The organism is Nocardioides sp. TRM66260-LWL (assembly GCF_020075545.1).
Classification (GTDB): Bacteria; Actinomycetota; Actinomycetes; order Propionibacteriales; family Nocardioidaceae; genus Nocardioides.
The window spans coordinates 1-20481 of the sequence record NZ_JAIQZK010000002.1 but is presented as its reverse complement, the minus strand read 5'-3'; the positions used below and the strand labels follow the sequence as shown (position 1 = coordinate 20481).

Below are 20481 nucleotides of genomic sequence, written 5' to 3'. Positions count from 1 at the left end.
ACGTGCCCGCCCGCACCGAGCAGCCGTACGACGGCGGACCGGTCGCCGCGCTGCGCCGCATCGCGTTCCTGCTCGAGCGCGGGCGCGAGGACTCCTACAAGGTCAAGGCGTTCCGTGCCGCGGCCGCGGCGGTGCTGCCGCTGGATCCCGACGACCTCGCCCGCGCCGTCGACGCCGGCACGCTGACCGACCTGCCCGGCGTCGGGGCGAGCACGGCCGCGGTGATCGCCGACGCCGTCCGCGGCGTCCTCCCCGCGCGGCTCGCGCGGGCGGAGGCCGAGCACGGGGGAGCGCTGACCTCGGGGGGCGCCGCCGTCCACGCCGCGCTGCGCGGCGACCTCCACTCGCACTCCGACTGGTCCGACGGCGGCTCGCCGATCGAGGAGATGGCCTTCAGCGCCCTCGAGCTCGGCCGCGAGTACCAGGTGCTCACCGACCACTCACCGCGGCTCAAGGTCGCGCGCGGGCTCTCGGCCGAGCGGCTGGCCCGGCAGCTGGACGTCGTCGAGGCCGTCGACGCACACCTCGGCGAGGCGTTCTCGCTGCTCACGGGCATCGAGGTCGACATCCTCGACGACGGGCGGCTCGACCAGACCGACGAGCTGCTCGCCCGGCTCGACGTCCGGGTGGCCAGCGTCCACTCCAAGCTGGCGATGGAGCCGGACGCGATGACCCGCCGGATGCTGGCGGCGATCGCCAACCCGTTCACCAACGTCCTCGGGCACTGCACGGGGCGCCTGGTCACCGGCGGTCGCGGCACGCGTCCGGAGTCGCGGTTCGACGCGCGGGCGGTGTTCGAGGCCTGTGCCGAGCACGGCGTGGCGGTCGAGATCAACAGCCGTCCCGAGCGGCGTGACCCGCCGACCCGGCTGCTCGAGCTCGCCCGCGACGTCGGCTGCCTCTTCTCCATCGACTCCGACGCCCACGCGCCGGGCCAGCTCGACTTCCTCTGGTACGGCGCCGAGCGCGCCGAGGCCGCGGGCATCGAGCCCGAGCGGATCGTCAACACGTGGCCGCGGGAGCGCCTGCTGGCCTGGGCGAACGGCTAGCGTTCCCTCATGGGCGGGGCGAGCGCTTCCCACGGCGCCAAGGTCGAGGTGCGTCGCTCGGCGCGTCGCGTCCGCACCGTCTCGGCCTACCGCGAGGGCGACCGCATCGTCGTGCTCATCCCGGCCAGCCTCAGCCAGGCCGAGGAGGAGAGCTGGGTCGAGACCATGGTCGCCCGGCTCGAGCGGGCCGAGCGGCGTCGCCGCCCCTCCGACGCCGACCTGCACGCCCGGGCCCGCTCGCTCAGCGACCGCTACCTCGGCGGCCTGGCCCGGCCCGAGTCGGTGCGCTGGGTCGAGAACCAGAGCGCCCGCTGGGGCTCCTGCACGCCGGGGGAGCGCACGATCCGGCTCTCCACGCGGCTGCAGGGCATGCCCGGCTGGGTGGTCGACTACGTGCTGGTGCACGAGCTGACGCACCTGCTCGAGCCGCACCACGACGAGCGGTTCTGGAGCTGGGTCGACCGCTACCCGCAGGCCGAGCGGGCCAAGGGCTACCTGCTGGGCTGGTCCTCCGCGCTGCGGGAGCGCGACGGCCTGGACGCCGAGGACCCTGACGCGCCCGACGACGTCGACTGACCCTCCCGGACCGATCCGGCTCAGTCGCCGGCGAGCCGCTCCCGCGCGATCCGGGCGAGGGCCAGCAGCTCCGGCTCGACGCCCTCGGGCGGGGCGTCGATCGGCCACCAGCGCACGTCGATCGACTCCTCGCTGACGGTCGGCAGCAGGCCCTCGCGAGCGCGCGCCACGTAGCGGACGTCGAGGTGCTCGACCTCGGCGTGGCCGGCGCAGAACGGCACGGTGTGCGCGTCGAGCTGGGCGGGCACGGGGTCGATCGCGAGGTCGTGGAGCCCGGACTCCTCCCGGCCCTCCCGCAGGGCGGCCGCGAGCAGGGTGGCGTCGGCGGGCTCGAGGTGGCCCCCGAGGTGGAACCAGCGCCGCGCCTTGGCGTGCAGCGTCATCAGCATGTGCTCGCCCGAGGCGTCGACGACCAGCACGCCGGCGGTCAGGTGGCCCGGCGTGCAGGCGCGCTCGACGCCGTCGGCGTGGTCGTGCAGGTGCTGGACGAAGCGCGCCCGCAGGGCCTCCTGCTGCTCGGTCGGCGCCACCCAGGCGGTCAGCGTGGCGAGCGCGTCGGCGTGCAGGTCGCTCACGGGGTGGGCGCCGGCCCGTCCGGGCCGTCCTGCCCGCCCTGGCCGTCCTGGGTACGCGGGCCGTCCTCGCCGTCGAGCAGCGCGGCCAGCTCGGCGTCGAACGCCGCGTCGTCGAGATCGGCCGGGGCGTCCGCGCCCTCGCGGAAGCCCAGCGGATCGTCGAGGTCGGCGGCCGACGGCAGCAGGTCGGGGTGCGTCCACACGCCGTCGCGGGCCTCGACGCCCTGGCGCGTGCGCAGCGAGCCCCACAGGGTGGAGGCGTCGCGCAGGCGGCGCGGACGCAGCTCGAGTCCGACGAGCGCGGAGAACGTGGCCTCGGCCGGTCCACCCGCGGCGCGGCGGCGACGGATCGCCTCCTGCAGGCGGGCCGCGGTCGGCATCCGATCGGCGGTGGCCTGGCCGACGACCTCGTCGACCCAGCCCTCCACCAGGGCGAGCACGATCTCGAGACGCTGGAGCGCGGCGTCCTGCGCCGGCGTGCGCGGCGGGTCGAAGAGCCCGCCCTCCATCAGCCGCTGGATCGCGGCCGGGTCGGTGGGGTCGATGCCCCGCATCTGCTCCTCGAGCCGCTGCTGCATCGCCTCGGCGTTGATCGTGATGCCGCGGCCGTAGTCGGTGACCGCGCCGACGAGGTGCTCGCGCAGCCACGGGACGTGGGCGAAGAGCCGCTGGTGGGCGGCCTCGCGCAGCGCGAGGTAGAGCAGGACGTCGTCGTAGGGGACGTCGAGGCCCTTGGCGAACGCCTCGATCGCGGTCGGCAGCAGGGCCGCGCGACCCGACGCGCCGAGCGCGAGCCCGGCGTCGCTGACGCTCAGCACGTCGCCGGCCAGCGCGCCGATGCCCTGGCCCACCTGGTGCGCCAGCATGCCGCCGATGGCCTGGGTCATCATCCCGATCAGCGGGCCGACGGCCGCGCGCGCCTCGGGGGGCAGCGCACCGCCGAGCGCGTCGACCGAGCTCTGCGCGATCGGCTCCACCAGCACCTTCCAGGCGTCCGCGGTGCCGACGATCCACTCCGCGCGGCTCCACGCGGCGGTGGAGGAGATGCCCGAGGGCAGCGCGGTGACGGGGTCGAGCCAGTGGTCGGCCAGACGCAGCGCGTCGGCCACGGCGTCCTGCTGCCGCTGCGTGGGCGTCGGGTCGGGCGTCTGCGCCGCGGTGCGACGCGCGATGTCGAGCGCGACCGTCCAGTTCAGCGGGCCGTCGTAGGGCTGCATGAACTGCTGCACCTGGCCGAGGAGGGCGTTCAGGTCGGGCATGCCGCCCGGGCCGCCGAGGCCCCCCAGGTTGCCGAGATTGCCGAGGTTGCCCAGGCCACCGAGGCCGCCGGCGCCGAACAGCGCCTCGAACGGGGTGCCCTTGAACGGGTTGTCGTCGCGGCCTTCGTCGTCGGCGGGCGGCTGCTCCTTGCTCATGGGTCCACCGTACGGGGGACGGATGGGTGTTCGCTGAGAGCGGAGGCGCCCGCCTAGGGTGGCGCTGTGCCCGATCCCGCCGCGCCCGCAGCCGAGCCTGCCGCCGAGTCCGCCGCCGAGTCCCGTCCCGTCGTCCGGCTGGCGGAGCTCCGCGAGGAGCCGCTCGACGTCGCGGAGGTGCTCGAGGCGCTCGACGACGACGGATCCGGCGGCGTGGTGCTCTTCGTCGGGCGGGTGCGCGACCACGACGGCGGTCAGGGCGTCACCGGTCTGGAGTACTCCGCGCACCCCAGCGCCGCCGAGCGGCTGGCCGAGGTCTGCGCACGGGTGGCCGCCGAGCACGGCCTGCCGGCGGTGGCGGCCGTGCACCGGGTCGGCACCCTGGCGATCGGCGACCTCGCCGTCGTCGTCGGCACCGCCACCGCGCACCGCGGGGAGTCCTTCGTCGGCAGCCGCGCGCTGATCGACACGCTCAAGGCCGAGGTGCCGATCTGGAAGCACCAGCGCTTCGACGACGGCACGGAGGAGTGGGTCGGCGCGCCCTGACGTCGCCGGGCGCCCGGGCGTCCTACCCTCGCAGGGTGGAGATCCTGCTCTGGCTCGTGCCGCCTGTCGTGGTCACCGCCGCGGCCGCGGCCTGGGTGGCGGTGCTCGAGCGCCGCGGCCCCGCGGGCGGGCGCCTCGATCGTCTCGACCGCGACGAGCGGGCGCGTCGCCTGGGCGTCGCCCTGGAGCGCTCGCCGCGGCGTCCCTACGCCGCCCCGCCCCGGGCGGAGGACCGCAGCACCGGCGTCGCGGTGCGTCCCTCGCGCCGCGCGGGCGTCGACCAGCGCCGCGCCTCCTGATCCGCCTCCGCCCCCGCCCCGGCGTCCGGTTGGCCGCGGATGAGAGGGTGAGCGCATGAACCAGCGGACGGTGGCCGCCCTCGTGGCCACGCCCCTGTGGCTCGTGCTGCTCGCCGTGGTGTGCTTCGCCCCGCTGCCGTACGGCACCTACTCGCCGGGCCCGACGATCGACGTCCTCGGGCAGACCCGGGGCTCGGAGACCGTGCAGGTCAGCGGGGCCAAGACCTACCGCGACGACGGCCAGCTGCGGATGGTCACCGTCAACGTCTCGCCGGTCGGCTCGAAGCTGGGCCTGGTGCCGCTGCTGAGCGCCTACCTCGACCGCACCCGCGCCGTCTACCCCTATGACTTCGTGCACCCCGAGGACGTCACCGCCGAGCAGGACCGGCAGGAGGGCGCCGTCTCGATGGTCACCTCCCAGGACGTCGCGATCGCCGACGCGCTGCGCAAGCTCGGCCTGCCGGTCAAGCCGGCCCTCGGCGTCTACTACGTCTACCCCGACACGCCGGCCGACGGCGTCCTCGAGCCCCGCGACGTGATCGTCTCGGTCGGCGGCAAGCCCCTCACCGACCCCCAGCAGCTGGTCGACGCCGTCAAGGCCACCCCCGCGGGCAAGCCGCTCTCCCTCGTGATCGAGCGCGACGGTCGCCGCCGGCAGGTGAGCATCACCCCGCAGGTGCAGGACGGCTCGCCGCGCATCGGCGTCCAGCCCGGGCAGCTCTTCCAGTACCCGTTCCAGGTGCGGGTCAACATCGACCCGCGCATCGGCGGCCCCAGCGCGGGCCTGATGTTCGCGCTGTCGATCTACGACACCCTGACCCCGGGCTCGCTCACCGACGGCAAGGTCATCGCCGGCACCGGCACGCTCGACCTCGACGACAAGGTCGGCCCGATCGGCGGCATCCAGCAGAAGATCGCGGGTGCGCAGCGCGACGGCGCGCAGCTCTTCCTCGTGCCGCCGGACAACTGCAAGGAGGCGCTCGGCGCCGCCACCCCGCGTCCGCGCCTGGTGCGGGCCGACACCTTCGACAGCGCGCTGAGCTCGATCCGCGCCTGGACGAAGGACCCGAACGCCAGTCTCCCGTCGTGCGAGGGCGCCTCATGACCGATCAGCCGGGTCAGCCGGACCAGCCGCTCGCCATCCCGACCGGCCCCGGCGAGCCGCCCCCGGTGCCCGACACGCCGCTGGCCCAGGCGGTCGTCGAGGTCGAGCAGCACGTGGGGGAGGGCGGCTGGGACCAGCCCGCCCAGCTCTTCGCGCTCGTCGAGACCGCCGACCTGCTGCGGCGCGAGCCCGGCCTGGCCGTCCTGCTGGGCCTCGAGGGCGAGCCCGCGCCCGGCAGCCTGACGCCGGTGCAGCAGGAGCAGCTGCCCCACGACCGTCCGCTCGAGCAGGTGCTCGAGACCCTCGTGTGGCCCGATGACGTCGTGGGCTGCGCCGCCGTCGTCGAGCGCACCGTCCTGCCGCCGGAGGCCGACGGCGACGTGCCGTCCGACCCCGACGAGGCGGCCCGGTTCGCCGCCGCCCACCCCTTGAGGCAGGAGCTGCGGCTGGTCGCCGGAACCACCCGCGCCGGCGACTCGTTCTGTGCCATGCGGTTCCGGAGCCACGACGACCCCAGCCTGGTCGTCACCGGTCCCGACCTCGTGCCCGGTCTGCTGCAGCTGCTGCAGGCCACCCTCGACCCCGATCCGGAAGCAGGAGATGCCCCGTGACCGAGATGTACGACGATCCCCAGGGCGGCGCCGCGGAGCCGACGGGGCCGAGTCGACGGTCGCGGGCGCTGCTGATCACCGGCGTCATCCTCGTGGCGGCGCTCTTCGCCCTCACCGCCTTCGCCCGCTTCTACACCTCGCGGCTGTGGTTCACCGACCTCGGCTACGGCTCGGTCTTCTCGACGCTGATCTGGACCAAGGTGGCGCTGTTCCTCGGCGCGGGCCTGTTCATGGCGGTCGTGGTCTGCGCCAACATCGTCGTCGCGTTCCGCTCGCGTCCGCTGTTCGTCTCCCTGCCGCAGCAGGACAACCTCGACCGCTACCGCGAGTCGCTCACCCCGATCCGGCGGGCGCTGATCGTCGGCATCGCGCTGCTGATGCTGGTCTTCGCCGGCAGCTCGGGGGCCTCGCAGTGGCGCTCCTACCTGCTGTGGCGGCACGGCACGGCGTTCAACCAGACCGACCCGTACTTCGGCAAGGACCTGGGCTTCTACATCTTCGACCTGCCGTTCTGGCAGTACCTCGTCAACCTGCTGCTCGCGGCGCTGGTCGTGGCGATCCTCGCCTCGGCGCTCACGCACTACCTCTTCGGCGGCATCCGGCTGCAGGCCGCCGGTGAGCGGCTGACGACGGCCGCGCAGGTGCAGCTGTCGGTGCTGATCGGCGTGTTCCTGCTGGTCAAGGGGCTCGACTACTGGCTCGACCGCTACGACGTGCTGACCCAGTCGGGCGGGCTGGTCACCGGCATCACCTACACCGACGACAACGCGGTGCTGCCGGGCAAGAACATCCTGGCCGCGATCGCCCTGGTCTGCGCCGTGCTGTTCCTGCTCAACGTCTGGTGGCGCACCTGGACGCTGCCGACCGTCGGCGCCGGCCTGATGGTGCTCTCCTCGATCCTGCTCGGGCTGATCGTCCCGGGCGTGGTGCAGCAGTTCCAGGTCAAGCCCTCGGAGGCCGACAAGGAGCAGCCCTACATCCAGCGCAACATCGCCGCCACCCGCACCGCCTACGGCCTCGACAACGTCGAGACGATCGACTACCCGGTCAGCGGGAGCACGTCGAACACGGCCGCGTCGCAGCTCGGCGGCCAGCTGGCCTCCGTGCCGCTCGTCGACCCGCTGCTCGTGCGTCGGGCCTTCGTCCAGCAGCAGCAGGCGCGCAACTACTACTCCGTCGGCGACGTGCTCGACGTCGACCGCTACGAGATCGACGGGCAGGACCGCGCGCTCGTGCTCGCGGCCCGCGAGCTCAACCAGCAGGGCATCAACCCCGGCTCGCGCAACTGGACCAACCTGCACACGGTCTACACCCACGGCAACGGGCTCATCGCGGCGTTCGCGAACCAGCGGTCCGCGGCCGGCTCGCCGAGCCAGGGCGGCCTCTCCTACGCGGAGGGCATCGCCGCCGGGCAGGACGCGCTCTCCAAGGCCGAGGGCGGCTACGAGTCGCGCATCTACTTCGGCGAGCAGAGCCCCGACTACTCGATCGTCGGCAAGGCCACGCCGTCGTCCCCGGACGTCGAGCTCGGTCTCGCCGACCAGCCGGCCGGCCAGGGCTCGGGCCAGTCCGGTCAGTCGGGACAGGGCTCCGGCCAGTCGGGCCAGTCGGGCCAGACCGGTCAGGACGGCACCGACATCCCGAACGCCGACCAGGCCGTCGACCGCTCCACCACCTACGACGGCCAGGGCGGCATCCCGATCGGCTCGACGTTCCGTCGGCTCATGTACGCGATCAAGTTCGGCGAGCCGAACTTCCTGCTCTCGGGCCGGGTCAACGCCAACAGCCAGGTGCTCTACGACCGAGACCCGCGCCTGCGCGTCCGACAGGTCGCCCCGTGGCTCTCGCTGGACAGCGAGGCGTACCCGGCGGTCGTCAACGGCCGGATCCTGTGGATCGTCGACGGCTACACGACCACCGACAAGTACCCGAACGCCGAGAAGGAGTCGTTCGCCCGGATGACGGCCGACTCGCGGCAGGAGAACACCGGCCTGCAGGCGCCGCCGACCGACGAGATCAACTACATGCGCAACGCGGTGAAGGCCACCGTCGACGCCTACGACGGCACCGTCACGCTGTACGCCTGGGACGAGAGCGACCCGATCCTGCAGACGTGGGAGAAGGCGTTCCCGAACACCGTGATCCCGAAGGCGGCGATCCCGGAGGAGCTGCTGCCGCACCTGCGCTACCCCGACGACCTGTTCAAGGTGCAGCGCTACCAGTTCGCGCGCTACCACGTGACGAACGCCGGCGACTTCTACACCGGTGCCAACCGCTGGGACGTCCCGCTCGACCCGACCGACGCCGGCAACCGGCTCATGCAGCCGCCGTACCGGCTGTTCTCGCAGTCGAAGCCGGGCTCGGGTCCGGAGGACACCTGGTCGCTGACCTCGGTGTTCGTGCCCTCGGGCAAGGACAACCTCGCCGCGTTCGCGTCGGTCAACTCCGACGCGACCTCGCCCGACTACGGGAAGATGCAGGTGCTCGAGGTGCCCACGCAGGGCGTCGACGGTCCGCGTCTGGTCTCGACGAAGATCCAGCAGGACAACACGGTGCGTCAGCGGTTGCTGCCGTTCAGCGCCCCGAACCTGCCGCTGTACGGCAACCTGCTGACCCTGCCGGTCGACGGCGGCCTGATCTACGTGCAGCCGATCTACGCCCTGAACGCGGGCGCCAGCTCGGGCTTCCCGATCCTCCAGCAGGTCGTGGTGTCGTACAACGGCACCGTCGGCGTCGGGACGACGCTGAGCCGGGCCCTGGCCAGCGCGCTCGGCGTCAACGAGTCCGAGACCAGCGGCCAGACCGGCGGCACCGGGGGCACGGGCGCCACCGGCGGCACCGGCACCACGCAGGAGCGGATCCGGGCCTTGCTCGACCGGGCCGACCAGGCGTTCGCGGCCGCCCAGCAGGCGCTGACCGACAACGACCTGGGCGAGTACCAGAAGCAGATCAACGCCGCCCAGACCGCCGTCAACGACGCGCTCCGACTCTCGAACGGCACGCCCTCGAGCTCGCCCGGCGCCTCGCCGTCGGCCAGCCCGTCGGCGGCGCCCTCGGGCAGCCCGTCCGCAGCCCCGAGCGCGACGCCGTCGCCCTCGCCGGCCGGCTGACGGCGACCCGCCTCCGCACCTCGGGGAGGCGGTGGGGCGGCCCCGATTTGGCCCGCTCCACCGCCTCCCTGTAACGTCTGGTTCACCGACGCGGGGTGGAGCAGCTCGGTAGCTCGCTGGGCTCATAACCCAGAGGTCGCAGGTTCAAATCCTGCCCCCGCTACAAGGAGATCGAGGTCAGCCGCTGGCTGGCCTCGATCTGTTTTTCGGGTGTTGGGGCTGGAGCCCCTCATGAGCGTCTCGCGGGTGGTCGGCACAGCTCCGCGAGCCTTCGAGTGCGGCAAACGTCTCAAGTTGGCCGTCCGATGTGCAGACCTGGCTGGAGATTCGGCACGAGGCGGACCGGTGAGTCGCTAGCGGGTGCCGGTCGGCACGCATGGCGCCGTGAAGGTCATAGAACTGGCTCGGTCGGATCGAGGTGCGGACGCAATATCGCGATCTTGACGGCAAGTCCCGGCTGGCCTCGGCCCGAGGCAGATCTTGAACGGCGGCCGAGATCGCGCTGCGGCGACGACTGGCCGAACGGCACACCTGCCGGCCGGTCGACACGTCGCTGACCCTCGACAGCAGATTCGGCGAGGCGATTATTAGCTGGCCGACAGCGCCCTTGAGGAGCGCATCGCGGCGTCAGCGCGCCGCCTTTACGAGGACGCGATGCGTCGAGAGGTTCGGCTTCTCGCTACACCTCTTTCGGAACGAGGGTTGGGCCGCTTTTAAATCCTCGTTCTGCGTGACGTCTGTCCTTGGGACGGAATGCACCCTTCCATGGTTCCGCATCCCAGGTTGAACGTATCCAAACGGTTGTGGCAGATGCGCAACACCTGAACTGCATGAGGCCTCTAGCTGAGCGCGACGCAGGCAATCGCCGGCATCACCGACCGGAGCCGTTCATGCCAGCACTTGCCGAAGGTCCAGTAGCGCTTTTCGGGCGGATGCAAGGTTGGTGAGCCACGCTTCTCCGAATGGTTCGCTGCGTCGTCGCAGCGCCGCAAAATGCTCATCTATGTCGCGGGTCAACTGTTCAACCTTGGATGCTCGCTGGTCGTCAAGATCTGCGCCGCCAATGGTCCGGTTCACGAGGAGTAGCACCCTGTCGAGTCGGCTACGGACGACGTAAGCAGCTCTTGGGTCGTCGAGGGTTTCGATGAGCTGGTCGAGCCGCTGTGTGATCGGGTCGGTGTTCACGCCGCTACTCCCTCCTGCCGGATGCGATCTGTCAGTTCGAAGCCGACTGTGACCCAACTGTCGACCGCGCTCGCGTCGAGCGCAAAGTCGTCCGGGCGCAGGACAGCGTCGTACAGGCTCTCGAACGTAGCGCCTGCGGGGCGCTGGATCTGCAGGCGGATCAAGGCCTTCTCCACTGCTCCGTATCGGGAGAAGTTCGGATCTCCGGTCACGTGACATCCCAGTATCGCTGCATGCCGGACTGTCCGAGCTAGCACCGACGCCTCGAAAAGGACATCGGTGTCGCGTGCCGTCAGCGCATGCTGCACGTCCGTCAGCACGGTCTGGAATGACTCGATGTCATCGTCCACTCGCCCGTACGCAGGCAAGGAAGTCGATAGCCGGGTCCACCGGTCGGCGCCGTCTTCATCGGAGTCGAGCACCACACCTTCCAACGCCAGGTGCCAGAGGAAGAGCGACCCATATGACCGCAGGCGAAGAATGTCATCCCACGAGTAGTCCGCGCCCGGCTCGTCGTCGATCACGAGGTGGTCTGTGTCGCTGAGGCCGTCCTGGTCGCCACGGGCACGCGAGCCGTAGAGCATTCGCACGTAGGTCATCGTCGGCCCTCGTATGCACGTGCGAACAGCAAGGCGGCGAGGATTGCTGCCAGCATCAGCCCTAGAAAGCGAAGGATGACGAGCCACACCTGGAGATGGGTTCCGTGCAGTTCCAGATCTTGCGGTGGACTGATGGGGATTGCCGCCAACGCGCCGTACAGGCCCGCGTGCCACCAACTCGTCCCGGGCTCGACTTTGCGGTAGGAGGTGGCGAAGACGAGGAATCCGACGAGCGCCACCAGCACCCAGTTTCGGAACACCGTCCAGTGGCTACGTCGACTTCCCCAAATCAGGTTGAAGACCGCGAGTCGGAGCAGTTTGAGTCCCGCATCGATCTGGTCGCCAAGGCCGTACTTCTCACGGTAGTAGGGAGTTGTTCGACGAAACACCGCCTTTAGGAATCGTTGCTGGCCATCGAGCGCCGCCGCTCGGAACTTACCCGCGTCGTCGTAGTCGCCAACGCGGGATGCCTCTCGGCTCAGGTTCTCACAAAGCAACTGTCGTAGGTTTCCCTCCTCTGGGAGGGAATCGCGGACTCGATCGAATGGGACAGGAGTCTCTGTGAACGAGTTGTAGTACTTCAGGGAACATGAGCGGATATCGACGCGCGTCATGTCGCAGTTGATGAACTTGCATCCTTCGAACTGACAGTCCCTGAGAATAGTGTCTCGGAGATATGCGCCGACGAACGCCACATTAACGAACTTGCATCTGTCGAAGGTGGTGTTCTTAAGAGAAACATTCGCGAAGGTACTGTGAGTGAAGTTTGAGCCCTCAACGATCTTGCCCTCGAACCTCTCGGCCGCAAAGAGGGCATCCGTGTAGGAAGGCTGCTCGTCCGCCAGGCGAGCGGGCTCACGGCCCAGCAGGTACTCAGCTGTCATGCGAACTCCAGTCGCCCACGCGCTTCACGATCCGACTCTAGTCGGAGTTCCGTTCAGTTTGGCGGGTCTGAGCAATACACTGATGGTCGTGGCTGAGGTCGACAAGAAGGCGTTGAAGGAGTCCGAGATCCATACTCGGTACATCACGCCTGCGATCATGCGCGCCGAGTGTGATGCCGCGAGGAAGCCCCTCGCCTAGCAGCCGACGGCGGGTCGTCGCCCCCAACCCTCTAGCTATCCTGACCAAGAGCGATCATTGATCCATCACAATCACCTGGATCGACCTGGCATTGACCTGATCCATGAGGCAGGTTGGGGCCGATTGCAGAGCCAAATGTCCCCTTCACATAGGCCTTTTGACACTGATCACAATCGTTCGGAAGCGACAGAAGAACTCCGGGAACCCGCCAGAGGTCCCAGGCTCAAATCCTGCCCCCGCGACAGATCCGAAGGCCCGCACAGTCTCCTGTGCGGGCCCTTCGCATGTCTCGAGGCTACGGTGAGCCGGTGCCGACCCGTCCCGCGCTGATCCTGTTCGACGTCAACGAGACGCTCTCGGACATGGCGCCCCTGGCCGGCCGGTTCGAGGACGTCGGGGCGCCCGGTGGCCTCGCGCGCACGTGGTTCGCCTCGGTGCTGCGCGACGGCGTCGCCCTCACCGCCGCGGGGGCGTCGGCCCGGTTCGCGGAGGTGGCGGACGGGTGCCTGCGGGTGGCGCTGCACGGCGTCGCGCTGGACCGTCCGCTCGACGAGGCGGTCGAGCACGTGCTGGCCGGGTTCGCCGAGCTCCACGTGCACCCCGACGTGGCCGAGGGGCTGGAGGCGCTGGCCGGCCTCGGCATCCGCCTGGTGACGCTGAGCAACGGCGCCGCCTCGGTGGCCGAGGCGCTGCTCGGCCGGGCGGGCGCGCGGGCGCACGTCGAGGCCTGCCTGTCCGTCGAGGACGCCGAGGCGGCGGGGCCGTGGAAGCCGGCCGCCGAGGCGTACGCACGGGCGCTGCGCCGCTGCGGCGTCCGGCCGGAGGAGGCGATGCTCGTGGCGGTGCACCCGTGGGACGTCGACGGCGCGGCCCGGGCCGGGCTGCGGACCGCGTGGATCGACCGCGACGGCAGCCCGTACCCGCGCCACGCGGCCGAGGCGGAGCTGACGGCGTCCTCGCTCGTCGACCTCGCCCGCCGGCTCCGCTGAGCGTCGGGCCGGCTCAGAACGTCGAGTAGAGCTCCTCGCCGCCGCGCAGCTCCGGGGGAGCGGCGAGCTGCTCGCCGGGCACCTGCAGAGGGATGCCCGGCGGGTAGGCGATGACGTAGCGGCTGTCGAGGGCGCCGGCCGCGACCGTCCGGCCGGTGCCGCAGATCGCCTCGATGCCCTCGGCGAGCACGTCCACCTGCTCGGGCGTGACGCCGACGTGCACGGTGAACAGCAGGGTCGCGCCGTCCTGACGGGAGACGAAGATGCCGTACTCGTCGAAGAGCTCGCGCCGCACGACGTGCGCCCGCTCGGGGCTGCCGAGGTCGACGTGCACCTTCATCGGGTCGAGCGCGTAGGCGCCGCCCAGGGCCGGGACGGGCTGGTGGACGTCCAGCCCGGGGGTGCTGCGGGCGAGGTCGCGGATGCGGTCGGCCAGCACCAGCGCACGCTCCACGAGCGCCTCGCCCTCGGCGACGGCGTGCGCTCGGGCGACGTCGAGGCTGGCCACGATCGGCAGCGACGGGCTGGTGGTGTGCACGCGGTAGACCGCCGCGTGCACGTCGGCGCGCACCGACGCCGATCCGAGCACGTGCACGTAGGAGCCCTGGCGCAGCGCGAGCATCGACTTGTGGGTCGACTGCGTGACCAGGAAGGACGCCGGCCAGTCGGGGTGGTCGTCGAGCGCCTCGCGGATGCACGGTACGGCCGCGTTGCGACGCAGCGCGGGGTGGAAGGCGTGGATCGCGGTCCACGCCTCGTCGACCAGCACCCGGCAGCCGGTGTCGGCGGTCAGCTCGTGCAGCGCGGAGAGGAAGCGCCGCATCTGCACCAGCGCGCCGTCGTAGGCCGAGACGCCGATGACGACCACGTCGTAGGCGACGCCCTCGGCGCGGGCGCGTCGCAGGGCGGTGATGACGCCGTGCTCGGCGTCCGCCGGAGTCGTGGGGGCGTAGTGCACCTCGGCGCCGAGCCGGTCGAGGGCGAAGTGGATCGACTGGTGCATCGAGCGGTCGACGAGCACGCGCGCCCCGCCGACCCGCAGCGCCTCCAGCGCGATCTGGTTCGCACCCGTGGTGCCGGTGGTGACGTAGTGTGTCTCGTCGGCGCCGAAGGCCTCGGCGGTGAGCCGGCGCGAGCGGGCCAGCGAGCGGTGGGCGCGGAAGAACGAGTCGAGCTCGGGGGAGCCGAGCGTCACCTGGGTGGCGAGCATGCGGGAGCCGAAGAGCCGGCGCAGCTGCTCGGCGTGCACCGAGACCTCGGGGTCGGGGGCGTGGGAGAGCGAGCCGATCGGCAGGGCGTGGAAGTTCGCGATGCCGGCGCCGGCGTGCCGCTCCAGCGCGTCGGCGTACGGGGTCTCGGTCAGGCGTCGACGTTGAGCGGTGGTCCACATGGGCGGCTCTCCTGCCTCGACGTGCGGCGGCGTCCAGCCGCGCACGGACGGGTCGGTGGACCCGGGGGATCCCGAGTCCCGTCCCTCCACGGTGCGCGCGTCGTCCGGGCCGCCGGTATTCCGAAGATCACACGCGGCGTCAGGGTTCCGTCAGGGGGCGGTAGGCAAAGCGTAGAAGTTCACTCGACCTGGGGGTCTGGACGCGACGAGGGGCCCGTGCCTGCGGCACGGACCCCTCGGTGGCGGGACGGCTCAGAGCCCGATCGTGGACAGCCGGGAGAGGCCGTAGCGGGCGACCCGCTTGCCGAGTCGGGCGCCGACCCGGTCGGAGTTGCGGAAGTGGACGCCCTCGAGCACGCGGGCGTCGATGACGTCGTGGGTGAGCACGCTCCAGTCGTCGTACAGGCGCGCCTGGCCGGGCAGGTTGGCGCTCGTGAGGGCCACCGTGACGGGCGAGCGTCGGCCGAGGAGCTCCTCGAGCACGACCTGCTGCGCCCCGGCCTGCAGCGTGTGGCCGCTGGGGTACTCCGGGTGCTGCGGGGCGTTCTCGAGCGACGTCCAGGTGGGGTCCTGATCGGTCGCGCCGGTGGTGATCGCGGTGAACGGGCGCCAGAACAGGTACTGGTACTTGGTCTTCGCCAGGTGTATCTGCGCGTCGACGCTCGTGACGTGGAGCGTCGCGACCAGTCGGGCGAGCCGGGAGAGCGACGCGGCCGGCTGCGAGATCAGCAGCTGGCGGGTGATCTGGGCGGAGAAGCCGGTGATGCCGGGGTACCAGAACTTCGCCACGGAGTACTGCTCCGGCGTGCGCTGGGCCTCCTTGCGTCCGAGCGTGCGGGTCTCGGCGAGGTCGCGCAGGTAGACGGCGGAGTCGAGCGCCGGCGGCGGCCCGGGGTCGAACTGGTCGTTGGAGGCCAGCAGGAAGGGCTTCGCGTTCGCCTGGCCGGCGCGCACCGCGGGCCGATTGGTCGGCGGCGTCAGCTGCCAGACGCCGGGCGCGGGTGCGGGCGGGGTGTAGGCGGTGTTGACCGAGGCGGTGTCGGTGCCGTCGCCCTGGCGCTCCGCCAGGACGGCGGTCGCCGCGGCCGTCCCCGCGGCGATGCCCTGGCTCTTGGCGGCGCCGTCGGCGATGGTCGCCAGGGAGGCGGCGAGCGCCGTGTCGAGGGCCTGCTGCTGGGTCGGGACGAGGCTCACGAGGGTGTCGTGCAGCGCCTGGACGAAGGCGGCGGACGCGTACGGGCCCTTCTGGCCCTTCGTCGCCCGCGCCGCGGCCAGCCACGAGACCGCCCACGTGCGGCTCTGCGTGATCGGCTCGGGGAAGGCCGCGGCCGCGACAGCGCTCTCGGTGAGCAGGTGCCAGCCGACGGCGAGGGACGCCGGCGCGCCGCCGACGACGGGCGCCTTCGGACGGCCGGCGCGAGCCGATGGCGCGGCGTGCGCCTCGGCGGGGGAGAGCGCGACGGTCGCGGCGAGCGGGGCGCTGAGCGCGGCCCCCGCCAGCAGCGAGCGGCGCGACGGTGCGACGTTCTCGGTCATGGCAGGCCTCCAAGATAAGCAACAAAGACGATCGAGTTGGTCGAGCATAAGCACGGGGCGCCGATCCACGCCGACCGGACCCGTCCGCGTCGGCGCGCCGCCGTAGGATCGCCGCCGTGACGACGACGGGTGGACGGATCCTCCAGTGCCTGCCGCCCCGCCTCGACGGCGCGCGGATCGAGCTGCCGTACCTCGGCGTCGCGTCCGACGGCGTGCGCACCTCGTTCGTCGAGACCGTCGAGCTGCCCGGACCGCTCGACGGCGCGGATCCCGCCGTCGTCGAGCCGCTGCTGCGCCTGCTGTCGCTCGCGGCGTCGTTGAGCTACGCCAAGGCCTACGCCCCCGGGGCGATCGAGGTGCCCGACGGGCTCACGGCGCAGGAGCGCGCCTTCCTCGCCGAGCTGACCCCGAACGGGCTGGGCGAGTTCGCCTACGTCAACGACCTGCCCGAGGTGTTCTCCACGCCGATCCTCGGCCCGGACCGAGCCGCACCGGCCGCACCGGCCGCGCCGTCCTCGCCAGACGCCGGGAGCGCCTCCCACCGGCCCGGCCGGGTGCTCGTGGCCGTGGGCGGCGGGAAGGACTCGATCGTCTCGATCGAGGCGCTGCTCGGTGCGGGTCTGGACGTCGGGCTGTTCTCCGTCAACGCCTACGCCCCGATCGAGGCCACCGCGCAGGTCGCCGAGCGGCCGCTGCACACCGCGCGACGCCGGCTCGACCCCGAGCTGTTCCGGCTCAACGCCGAGGGGGCGCCCAACGGCCACGTGCCGGTGACGGCCGTCAACTCGCTCGTCGCGGTGCTGACCGCGCTCGCGCTCGGCTTCGACACCGTCGTCTTCAGCAACGAGGCCAGCTCGTCGTACGGCAACGTCGCGTGGCACGGCCGGGTCGTCAACCACCAGTGGTCGAAGGGCCTCGCCTTCGAGCGGCTGCTGCGCGCCAGCCTGCCGACGGGTGCGCCCGACTACGTGTCGCTGCTGCGTCCGCTCACCGAGCTGCGGATCGCGCGGCGCTTCGCCGAGCACCGGGCGTACCACGGCGTCTTCACCAGCTGCAATCGCGCCTTCAAGCTGCAGGAGAGCGAGCGGACGTCGTGGTGCGGCGACTGCCCCAAGTGCCGCTTCGTCTTCCTCTGCCTGGGGCCTTTCCTGCCCCGCGAGGAGCTGCTGGCGATCTTCTCGGGCCGCGACCTCTTCGCCGACCCCGCCCAGCGCGAGGGCTTCCTCGAGCTGCTCGGCGCCGAGGGACTGCTCAAGCCGTTCGAGTGCGTGGGCGAGCCCGACGAGTGCCGCGTCGCGCTCGGACTGCTGCGCGCCCACCCCGACTGGACCGGCCACCCGTTCCTGGAGCGCCCGGAGGTCGCGACGCTCGCCGCCGGCGCCGACGAGGCCGAGCGGGTCTTCGCGTTCCACGAGGACGAGCACTGCCTGGGTCCTGCGCTCGAGGCGATCGCCCGTGCGGTCTGAGGAGCTGCGCGGCCGCGACGTCGTCGTGTGGGGTGCCGGCCGCGAGGGGCGCGCCGCCGTCGCCGAGCTGCGCCGTCGAGGACTCGAGGCCACCGTCGTCGTCACCGGCGACGGCGTCCCGCCGGCGGACCCCTCGCTCGGCGTCGTCGTCGCCGGGGCGGACGCGCTGCCGCGGCTGCTGGCCGCGGACGTCGTGATCAAGTCGCCCGGCGTGCCGCATGCGTCCGACGAGTTCCGGGCGGTCGCCGACGCGGGCGTCCGGGTGACCTCGCTGACCGACCTGTGGCTCACCGAGAACGCCGCGCGCGTGCTCGCCGTCACCGGCACCAAGGGCAAGAGCACCACGTCCTCGCTCGCCCACCACCTGCTGCGCGGCGTCGGCGTCTCGGCCACGCTCGTCGGCAACGGCGGCACGCCCGTCACCGACGGCGACGCCGGGGAGGCCGAGATCGCGGTCACCGAGGTCTCCAGCTACCAGGCCGCCGACCTCTCGTGCTCGCCGCGGCTGGCCGTCGTCACCTCGCTCTACCCCGAGCACCTGCCCTGGCACGGCGGCTACGAGCAGTACGTCGCCGACAAGCTGAACCTGATCGCCCACGCTCCCGAGCTGGTCGTCGTGCCCGACCTCGACGGCGTCGTCGGCACCGAGGTGCGCGCCCGGATCGGCCCGGCCACCCGGCTGCTCGTCCCGGCCGAGCTCGGTCTCGCGGTCACCGACGCGGGGCTCGCGTGGGCCGGCGTGGGCGAGCTGGCCGCGTCCGAGGTGGCCGTCTCGGGGCGTCACAACCTGACCAACCTCGCGCTCGCCCTGGCCGTCGTCGCGGTCGGCCTCGACCTGCCCGACGTGCGCCGCACCGAGCTGCTGGACGCCGCGCGCACCTTCGCGCCGCTGGCCCACCGCCTCGAGACGGTGCCCTCGGACGACGGCCGCCAGTGGGTCGACGACAGTCTCGCCACCGCGCCCGAGGCCGTGGTCGCCGCGCTCGAGACCTTCCCCGACGTCCGCGTGTGCCTCGTGCTCGGCGGGGCCGATCGAGGTCTGTCGTTCGAGCCGCTGGCCCGCTACCTCGCCACCCGCTCCGCCGGACCCGCGGCGGTCACCGTCGTCGCGCTCGGGCCCGCCGGCGAGCGGTGGGTGCGGGAGAGTGGCGTCCCGACCGCCCCGGCCACCGGCTTCGCCGAGGCCATGGGCCGCGTGTGCGCCGACGACTCCGAGGTCGTCCTGCTCTCGCCCGGCGCACCGAGCTTCGACGAGTTCCGCGACTACGAGGCGCGCTCGGCCGCCTTCCGTGCGGCGGCCCTCTCGTCGTCGTGACGGCCGTGCACTCCCTCGACGGCGAGGTCGTCGATGCCCTGCCCGCTGAGCTCGCGCTCTACCCCTACGGGGTGTTCACGACGTTCGTCGTCGAGGACGACGGGGTCGTCGGGCTGGACGCCCACCTGGAGCGCCTGCGCCGGGACGCGGCGGCGCTGTGGGGGCACGACCTGGACGCGCGCCTCGTCCTCGCTGCTGCGGCGGCCCACCTGGTCCGGGCGTCGTCGGTGCCTCAGGTGATGCGGGTGACCCTCGTGCCGGAGGCCGTCGCACTCGCGCGGCCCGCCGACGCCGCCGGCTGTCGCGTGCTCGTCTCGATGCGACCGCTCGCCGCGGCTGCGAGCCTCCGGGTCGGCACCGCCCAGCACGTGCGGGCGTTGCCGTCGATCAAGTCGACGGACCTGCTCGTCCAGCTGCACCTGCGCCGTCTCGCGCAGCTCGCCGGTCATGACGACGTGCTGCTCTGCCGGGGCGAGGAGGTGCTCGAGGGGGCGACGTGGTCGGTCGTCGCCTGGACCCGTGACGCGATGATCTCGCCGGTGGACGACGTGCTCCCGAGCGTCACCGTCGACCTGATCGCGCGACTGGCCGACAGCCTCGGGCGCCGGGTCGAGCGACGTCCCGTGACCGTCGACGAGATCTTCGAAGCCGAGCTCGTCCTCGCCGTGAGCGCGACCGCTCCGGCACGGCCGCTCGTCGCGATCGACGGGCGGGAGCTGCCGGTCGATCGCGACCTCCAGGGGGCAGTCGCGCGCGAGTACGCGGCACTGCCCCGGGACGCGCTCCGGGCGCGCCCGTAGCCCGATCACCGGGTGGTGTCGGGCTGCGGGTGGCGCCTAGCGGTGGGGCCGGGGGTTTCGACAGGCTCAACCACCGGGGGCCGGCTCAACCACCGGGGTCAGGCTCGACCACCGTGAGGGTGGTGCCGTGGCGGTCGCGTCGGAATCGGACGCCGTGGGGTGAGCGCCAGAGGTAGGTGCCGGGTGGTCCGTCGGGGTCGGGTTTGTAGCGCCAGCCGTCGTGGGTCTTGTGGCGGTGGTGCTTGCGGCACAGGGGCGCGAGGTTGGAGGACGCTGTCGGGCCGCCGGTCTCGTAGGGGTCGATGTGGTCGGCGTCGCAGGACCTCGCCGGCCGACGGCAGTAGGGGAACACGCAGGTGTGGTCGCGGAGGATGATCTGCTCGCGGATCAGGTCCGGCACCTCGTAGGCGTCGGAGTACCGCTCTGCGGCGACGTCGAGGATCGGCCGGACGGTGACGTTCGTGCCGGCGGTCTGGCACCAGGCCTTGATCACGTCGACACCCAGCGGCGACCGTGACGCCTCGCTCCGGGCGACGTCCCCGAGGGCGCCGGTGACCGCGTCCACCGACAGGTGGACGTAGAGCGTGAGATGCCTCGACCGGCTCGGAGCGTTCCCGGTGGAGGTCTCGCCGACCTCGAGCGGGAGGGCCTGCTCGCCCCGGGCGAGCATCCCGGCGGCCTTCGCGCGCCGGACGCTCAAGGTCTCCTCGGAGCCGGCCTTCTTCAGCTGCTCCGCGAGGGCAGCGATGACGCGTTCGAGGTCGGCGGCGTCGGGCTGGTCGAGGATCGCGGACACATCGACGGTGCCGTCGAAGCCGGTCTGGCCGAGCCA

The 20481-nt window shown here is 72.2% G+C and carries 19 protein-coding genes and 1 tRNA gene; 12 read left to right on the top strand and 8 right to left on the bottom strand.

The features are described from left to right. Positions 1 to 2 precede the first annotated feature (2 nt). Complete coding sequence (locus K8Z61_RS06580; RefSeq protein ID WP_224127701.1) at positions 3 to 1049, top strand: PHP domain-containing protein; 1047 nt, start codon at positions 3 to 5, stop codon at positions 1047 to 1049. Positions 1050 to 1058: 9 nt separating this feature from the next. Next, complete coding sequence (locus K8Z61_RS06575; protein ID WP_224127699.1) at positions 1059 to 1625, top strand: M48 family metallopeptidase; 567 nt, start codon at positions 1059 to 1061, stop codon at positions 1623 to 1625. A gap of 20 nt (positions 1626 to 1645) precedes the next feature. Here the strand turns inward: K8Z61_RS06575 and K8Z61_RS06570 are convergent, their stop codons facing one another. Then, positions 1646 to 2200 (bottom strand): NUDIX hydrolase, encoded by a 555-nt coding sequence (locus K8Z61_RS06570; protein WP_224127697.1) that lies wholly within the window; start codon positions 2198 to 2200, stop codon positions 1646 to 1648. Continuing rightward, entirely contained in the window at positions 2197 to 3615 is a 1419-nt protein-coding gene (locus K8Z61_RS06565) for a zinc-dependent metalloprotease (RefSeq protein WP_224127694.1), read from the bottom strand. Before K8Z61_RS06565 ends, K8Z61_RS06570 begins: the two co-directional genes overlap by 4 nt. A gap of 66 nt (positions 3616 to 3681) precedes the next feature. On the opposite strand from K8Z61_RS06565, the gene K8Z61_RS06560 reads away from it, so the two are divergent. The 6 genes from K8Z61_RS06560 to K8Z61_RS06535 all read left to right on the top strand — a co-directional run bounded on the left by K8Z61_RS06560 (position 3682) and on the right by K8Z61_RS06535 (position 9449). After that, positions 3682 to 4161, top strand: a complete 480-nt coding sequence (locus K8Z61_RS06560) for a molybdenum cofactor biosynthesis protein MoaE (protein WP_308116752.1) — start codon at positions 3682 to 3684, stop codon at positions 4159 to 4161. Positions 4162 to 4196: 35 nt separating this feature from the next. Further along, a complete protein-coding gene (locus tag K8Z61_RS06555; RefSeq protein ID WP_224127691.1) occupies positions 4197 to 4460 on the top strand; it encodes a hypothetical protein in 264 nt (87 codons plus the stop codon). Between the two features lie 55 nt (positions 4461 to 4515). Then, positions 4516 to 5565: a PDZ domain-containing protein gene (locus K8Z61_RS06550; RefSeq protein ID WP_224127688.1), complete on the top strand. Its 1050-nt coding sequence runs from the start codon at positions 4516 to 4518 to the stop codon at positions 5563 to 5565. Beyond that, complete coding sequence (locus tag K8Z61_RS06545; protein WP_224127685.1) at positions 5562 to 6176, top strand: PPA1309 family protein; 615 nt, start codon at positions 5562 to 5564, stop codon at positions 6174 to 6176. Before K8Z61_RS06550 ends, K8Z61_RS06545 begins: the two co-directional genes overlap by 4 nt. A 5-nt stretch (positions 6177 to 6181) precedes the next feature. Continuing rightward, positions 6182 to 9286: a UPF0182 family protein gene (locus K8Z61_RS06540; RefSeq protein WP_224128740.1), complete on the top strand. Its 3105-nt coding sequence runs from the start codon at positions 6182 to 6184 to the stop codon at positions 9284 to 9286. Positions 9287 to 9375: 89 nt separating this feature from the next. Continuing rightward, a tRNA-Met gene (locus K8Z61_RS06535) sits at positions 9376 to 9449 on the top strand. A gap of 725 nt (positions 9450 to 10174) precedes the next feature. Here K8Z61_RS06535 and K8Z61_RS06530 read toward each other — a convergent pair. The 3 genes from K8Z61_RS06530 to K8Z61_RS06520 are packed head-to-tail and all read right to left on the bottom strand — an operon-like array spanning position 10175 to position 11954. Beyond that, positions 10175 to 10471, bottom strand: a complete 297-nt coding sequence (locus tag K8Z61_RS06530) for a hypothetical protein (protein WP_224127682.1) — start codon at positions 10469 to 10471, stop codon at positions 10175 to 10177. Further along, complete coding sequence (locus K8Z61_RS06525; protein ID WP_224127679.1) at positions 10468 to 11070, bottom strand: nucleotidyltransferase domain-containing protein; 603 nt, start codon at positions 11068 to 11070, stop codon at positions 10468 to 10470. The genes K8Z61_RS06530 and K8Z61_RS06525 overlap by 4 nt, the downstream gene beginning before the upstream one ends. Beyond that, positions 11067 to 11954 (bottom strand): pentapeptide repeat-containing protein, encoded by an 888-nt coding sequence (locus K8Z61_RS06520; RefSeq protein WP_224127676.1) that lies wholly within the window; start codon positions 11952 to 11954, stop codon positions 11067 to 11069. The genes K8Z61_RS06525 and K8Z61_RS06520 overlap by 4 nt, the downstream gene beginning before the upstream one ends. Positions 11955 to 12461: 507 nt before the next feature. On the opposite strand from K8Z61_RS06520, the gene K8Z61_RS06515 reads away from it, so the two are divergent. Then, a complete protein-coding gene (locus K8Z61_RS06515) occupies positions 12462 to 13142 on the top strand; it encodes a haloacid dehalogenase type II (RefSeq protein WP_224127674.1) in 681 nt (226 codons plus the stop codon). 13 nt (positions 13143 to 13155) lie between these two features. Here K8Z61_RS06515 and K8Z61_RS06510 read toward each other — a convergent pair whose 3' ends face one another. Further along, positions 13156 to 14532, bottom strand: a complete 1377-nt coding sequence (locus tag K8Z61_RS06510) for an aminotransferase class I/II-fold pyridoxal phosphate-dependent enzyme (protein ID WP_224127672.1) — start codon at positions 14530 to 14532, stop codon at positions 13156 to 13158. Positions 14533 to 14784: 252 nt separating this feature from the next. Then, complete coding sequence (locus tag K8Z61_RS06505; RefSeq protein WP_224127670.1) at positions 14785 to 16068, bottom strand: vanadium-dependent haloperoxidase; 1284 nt, start codon at positions 16066 to 16068, stop codon at positions 14785 to 14787. 116 nt (positions 16069 to 16184) lie between these two features. Here K8Z61_RS06505 and K8Z61_RS06500 point away from each other — a divergent pair, with 116 nt between their 5' ends. The 3 genes from K8Z61_RS06500 to K8Z61_RS06490 are packed head-to-tail and all read left to right on the top strand — an operon-like array spanning position 16185 to position 19649. Beyond that, entirely contained in the window at positions 16185 to 17534 is a 1350-nt protein-coding gene (locus tag K8Z61_RS06500; RefSeq protein WP_224127668.1) for a hypothetical protein, read from the top strand. Next, positions 17524 to 18849, top strand: a complete 1326-nt coding sequence (murD, locus tag K8Z61_RS06495) for a UDP-N-acetylmuramoyl-L-alanine--D-glutamate ligase (protein ID WP_224127665.1) — start codon at positions 17524 to 17526, stop codon at positions 18847 to 18849. The genes K8Z61_RS06500 and murD overlap by 11 nt, the downstream gene beginning before the upstream one ends. After that, a complete protein-coding gene (locus tag K8Z61_RS06490) occupies positions 18846 to 19649 on the top strand; it encodes an aminotransferase class IV (RefSeq protein WP_224127663.1) in 804 nt (267 codons plus the stop codon). Before murD ends, K8Z61_RS06490 begins: the two co-directional genes overlap by 4 nt. Positions 19650 to 19734: 85 nt before the next feature. Here K8Z61_RS06490 and K8Z61_RS06485 read toward each other — a convergent pair. Beyond that, positions 19735 to 20481: HNH endonuclease signature motif containing protein (locus K8Z61_RS06485; RefSeq protein ID WP_224127660.1), on the bottom strand; the 747-nt coding region annotated here is incomplete at its 5' end.

Bases quoted from the DNA above. Each gene is read 5' to 3' on its own strand.
- K8Z61_RS06575 (WP_224127699.1), top strand. From the start codon at position 1,059: ATGGGCGGGGCGAGCGCTTCCCACGGCGCCAAGGTCGAGGTGCGTCGC.
- K8Z61_RS06565 (WP_224127694.1), bottom strand. From the start codon at position 3,615: ATGAGCAAGGAGCAGCCGCCCGCCGACGACGAAGGCCGCGACGACAAC.
- K8Z61_RS06550 (WP_224127688.1), top strand. From the start codon at position 4,516: ATGAACCAGCGGACGGTGGCCGCCCTCGTGGCCACGCCCCTGTGGCTC.
- K8Z61_RS06545 (WP_224127685.1), top strand. From the start codon at position 5,562: ATGACCGATCAGCCGGGTCAGCCGGACCAGCCGCTCGCCATCCCGACC.
- K8Z61_RS06540 (WP_224128740.1), top strand. From the start codon at position 6,182: ATGTACGACGATCCCCAGGGCGGCGCCGCGGAGCCGACGGGGCCGAGT.
- K8Z61_RS06525 (WP_224127679.1), bottom strand. From the start codon at position 11,070: ATGACCTACGTGCGAATGCTCTACGGCTCGCGTGCCCGTGGCGACCAG.
- K8Z61_RS06520 (WP_224127676.1), bottom strand. From the start codon at position 11,954: ATGACAGCTGAGTACCTGCTGGGCCGTGAGCCCGCTCGCCTGGCGGAC.
- K8Z61_RS06510 (WP_224127672.1), bottom strand. From the start codon at position 14,532: ATGTGGACCACCGCTCAACGTCGACGCCTGACCGAGACCCCGTACGCC.
- K8Z61_RS06505 (WP_224127670.1), bottom strand. From the start codon at position 16,068: ATGACCGAGAACGTCGCACCGTCGCGCCGCTCGCTGCTGGCGGGGGCC.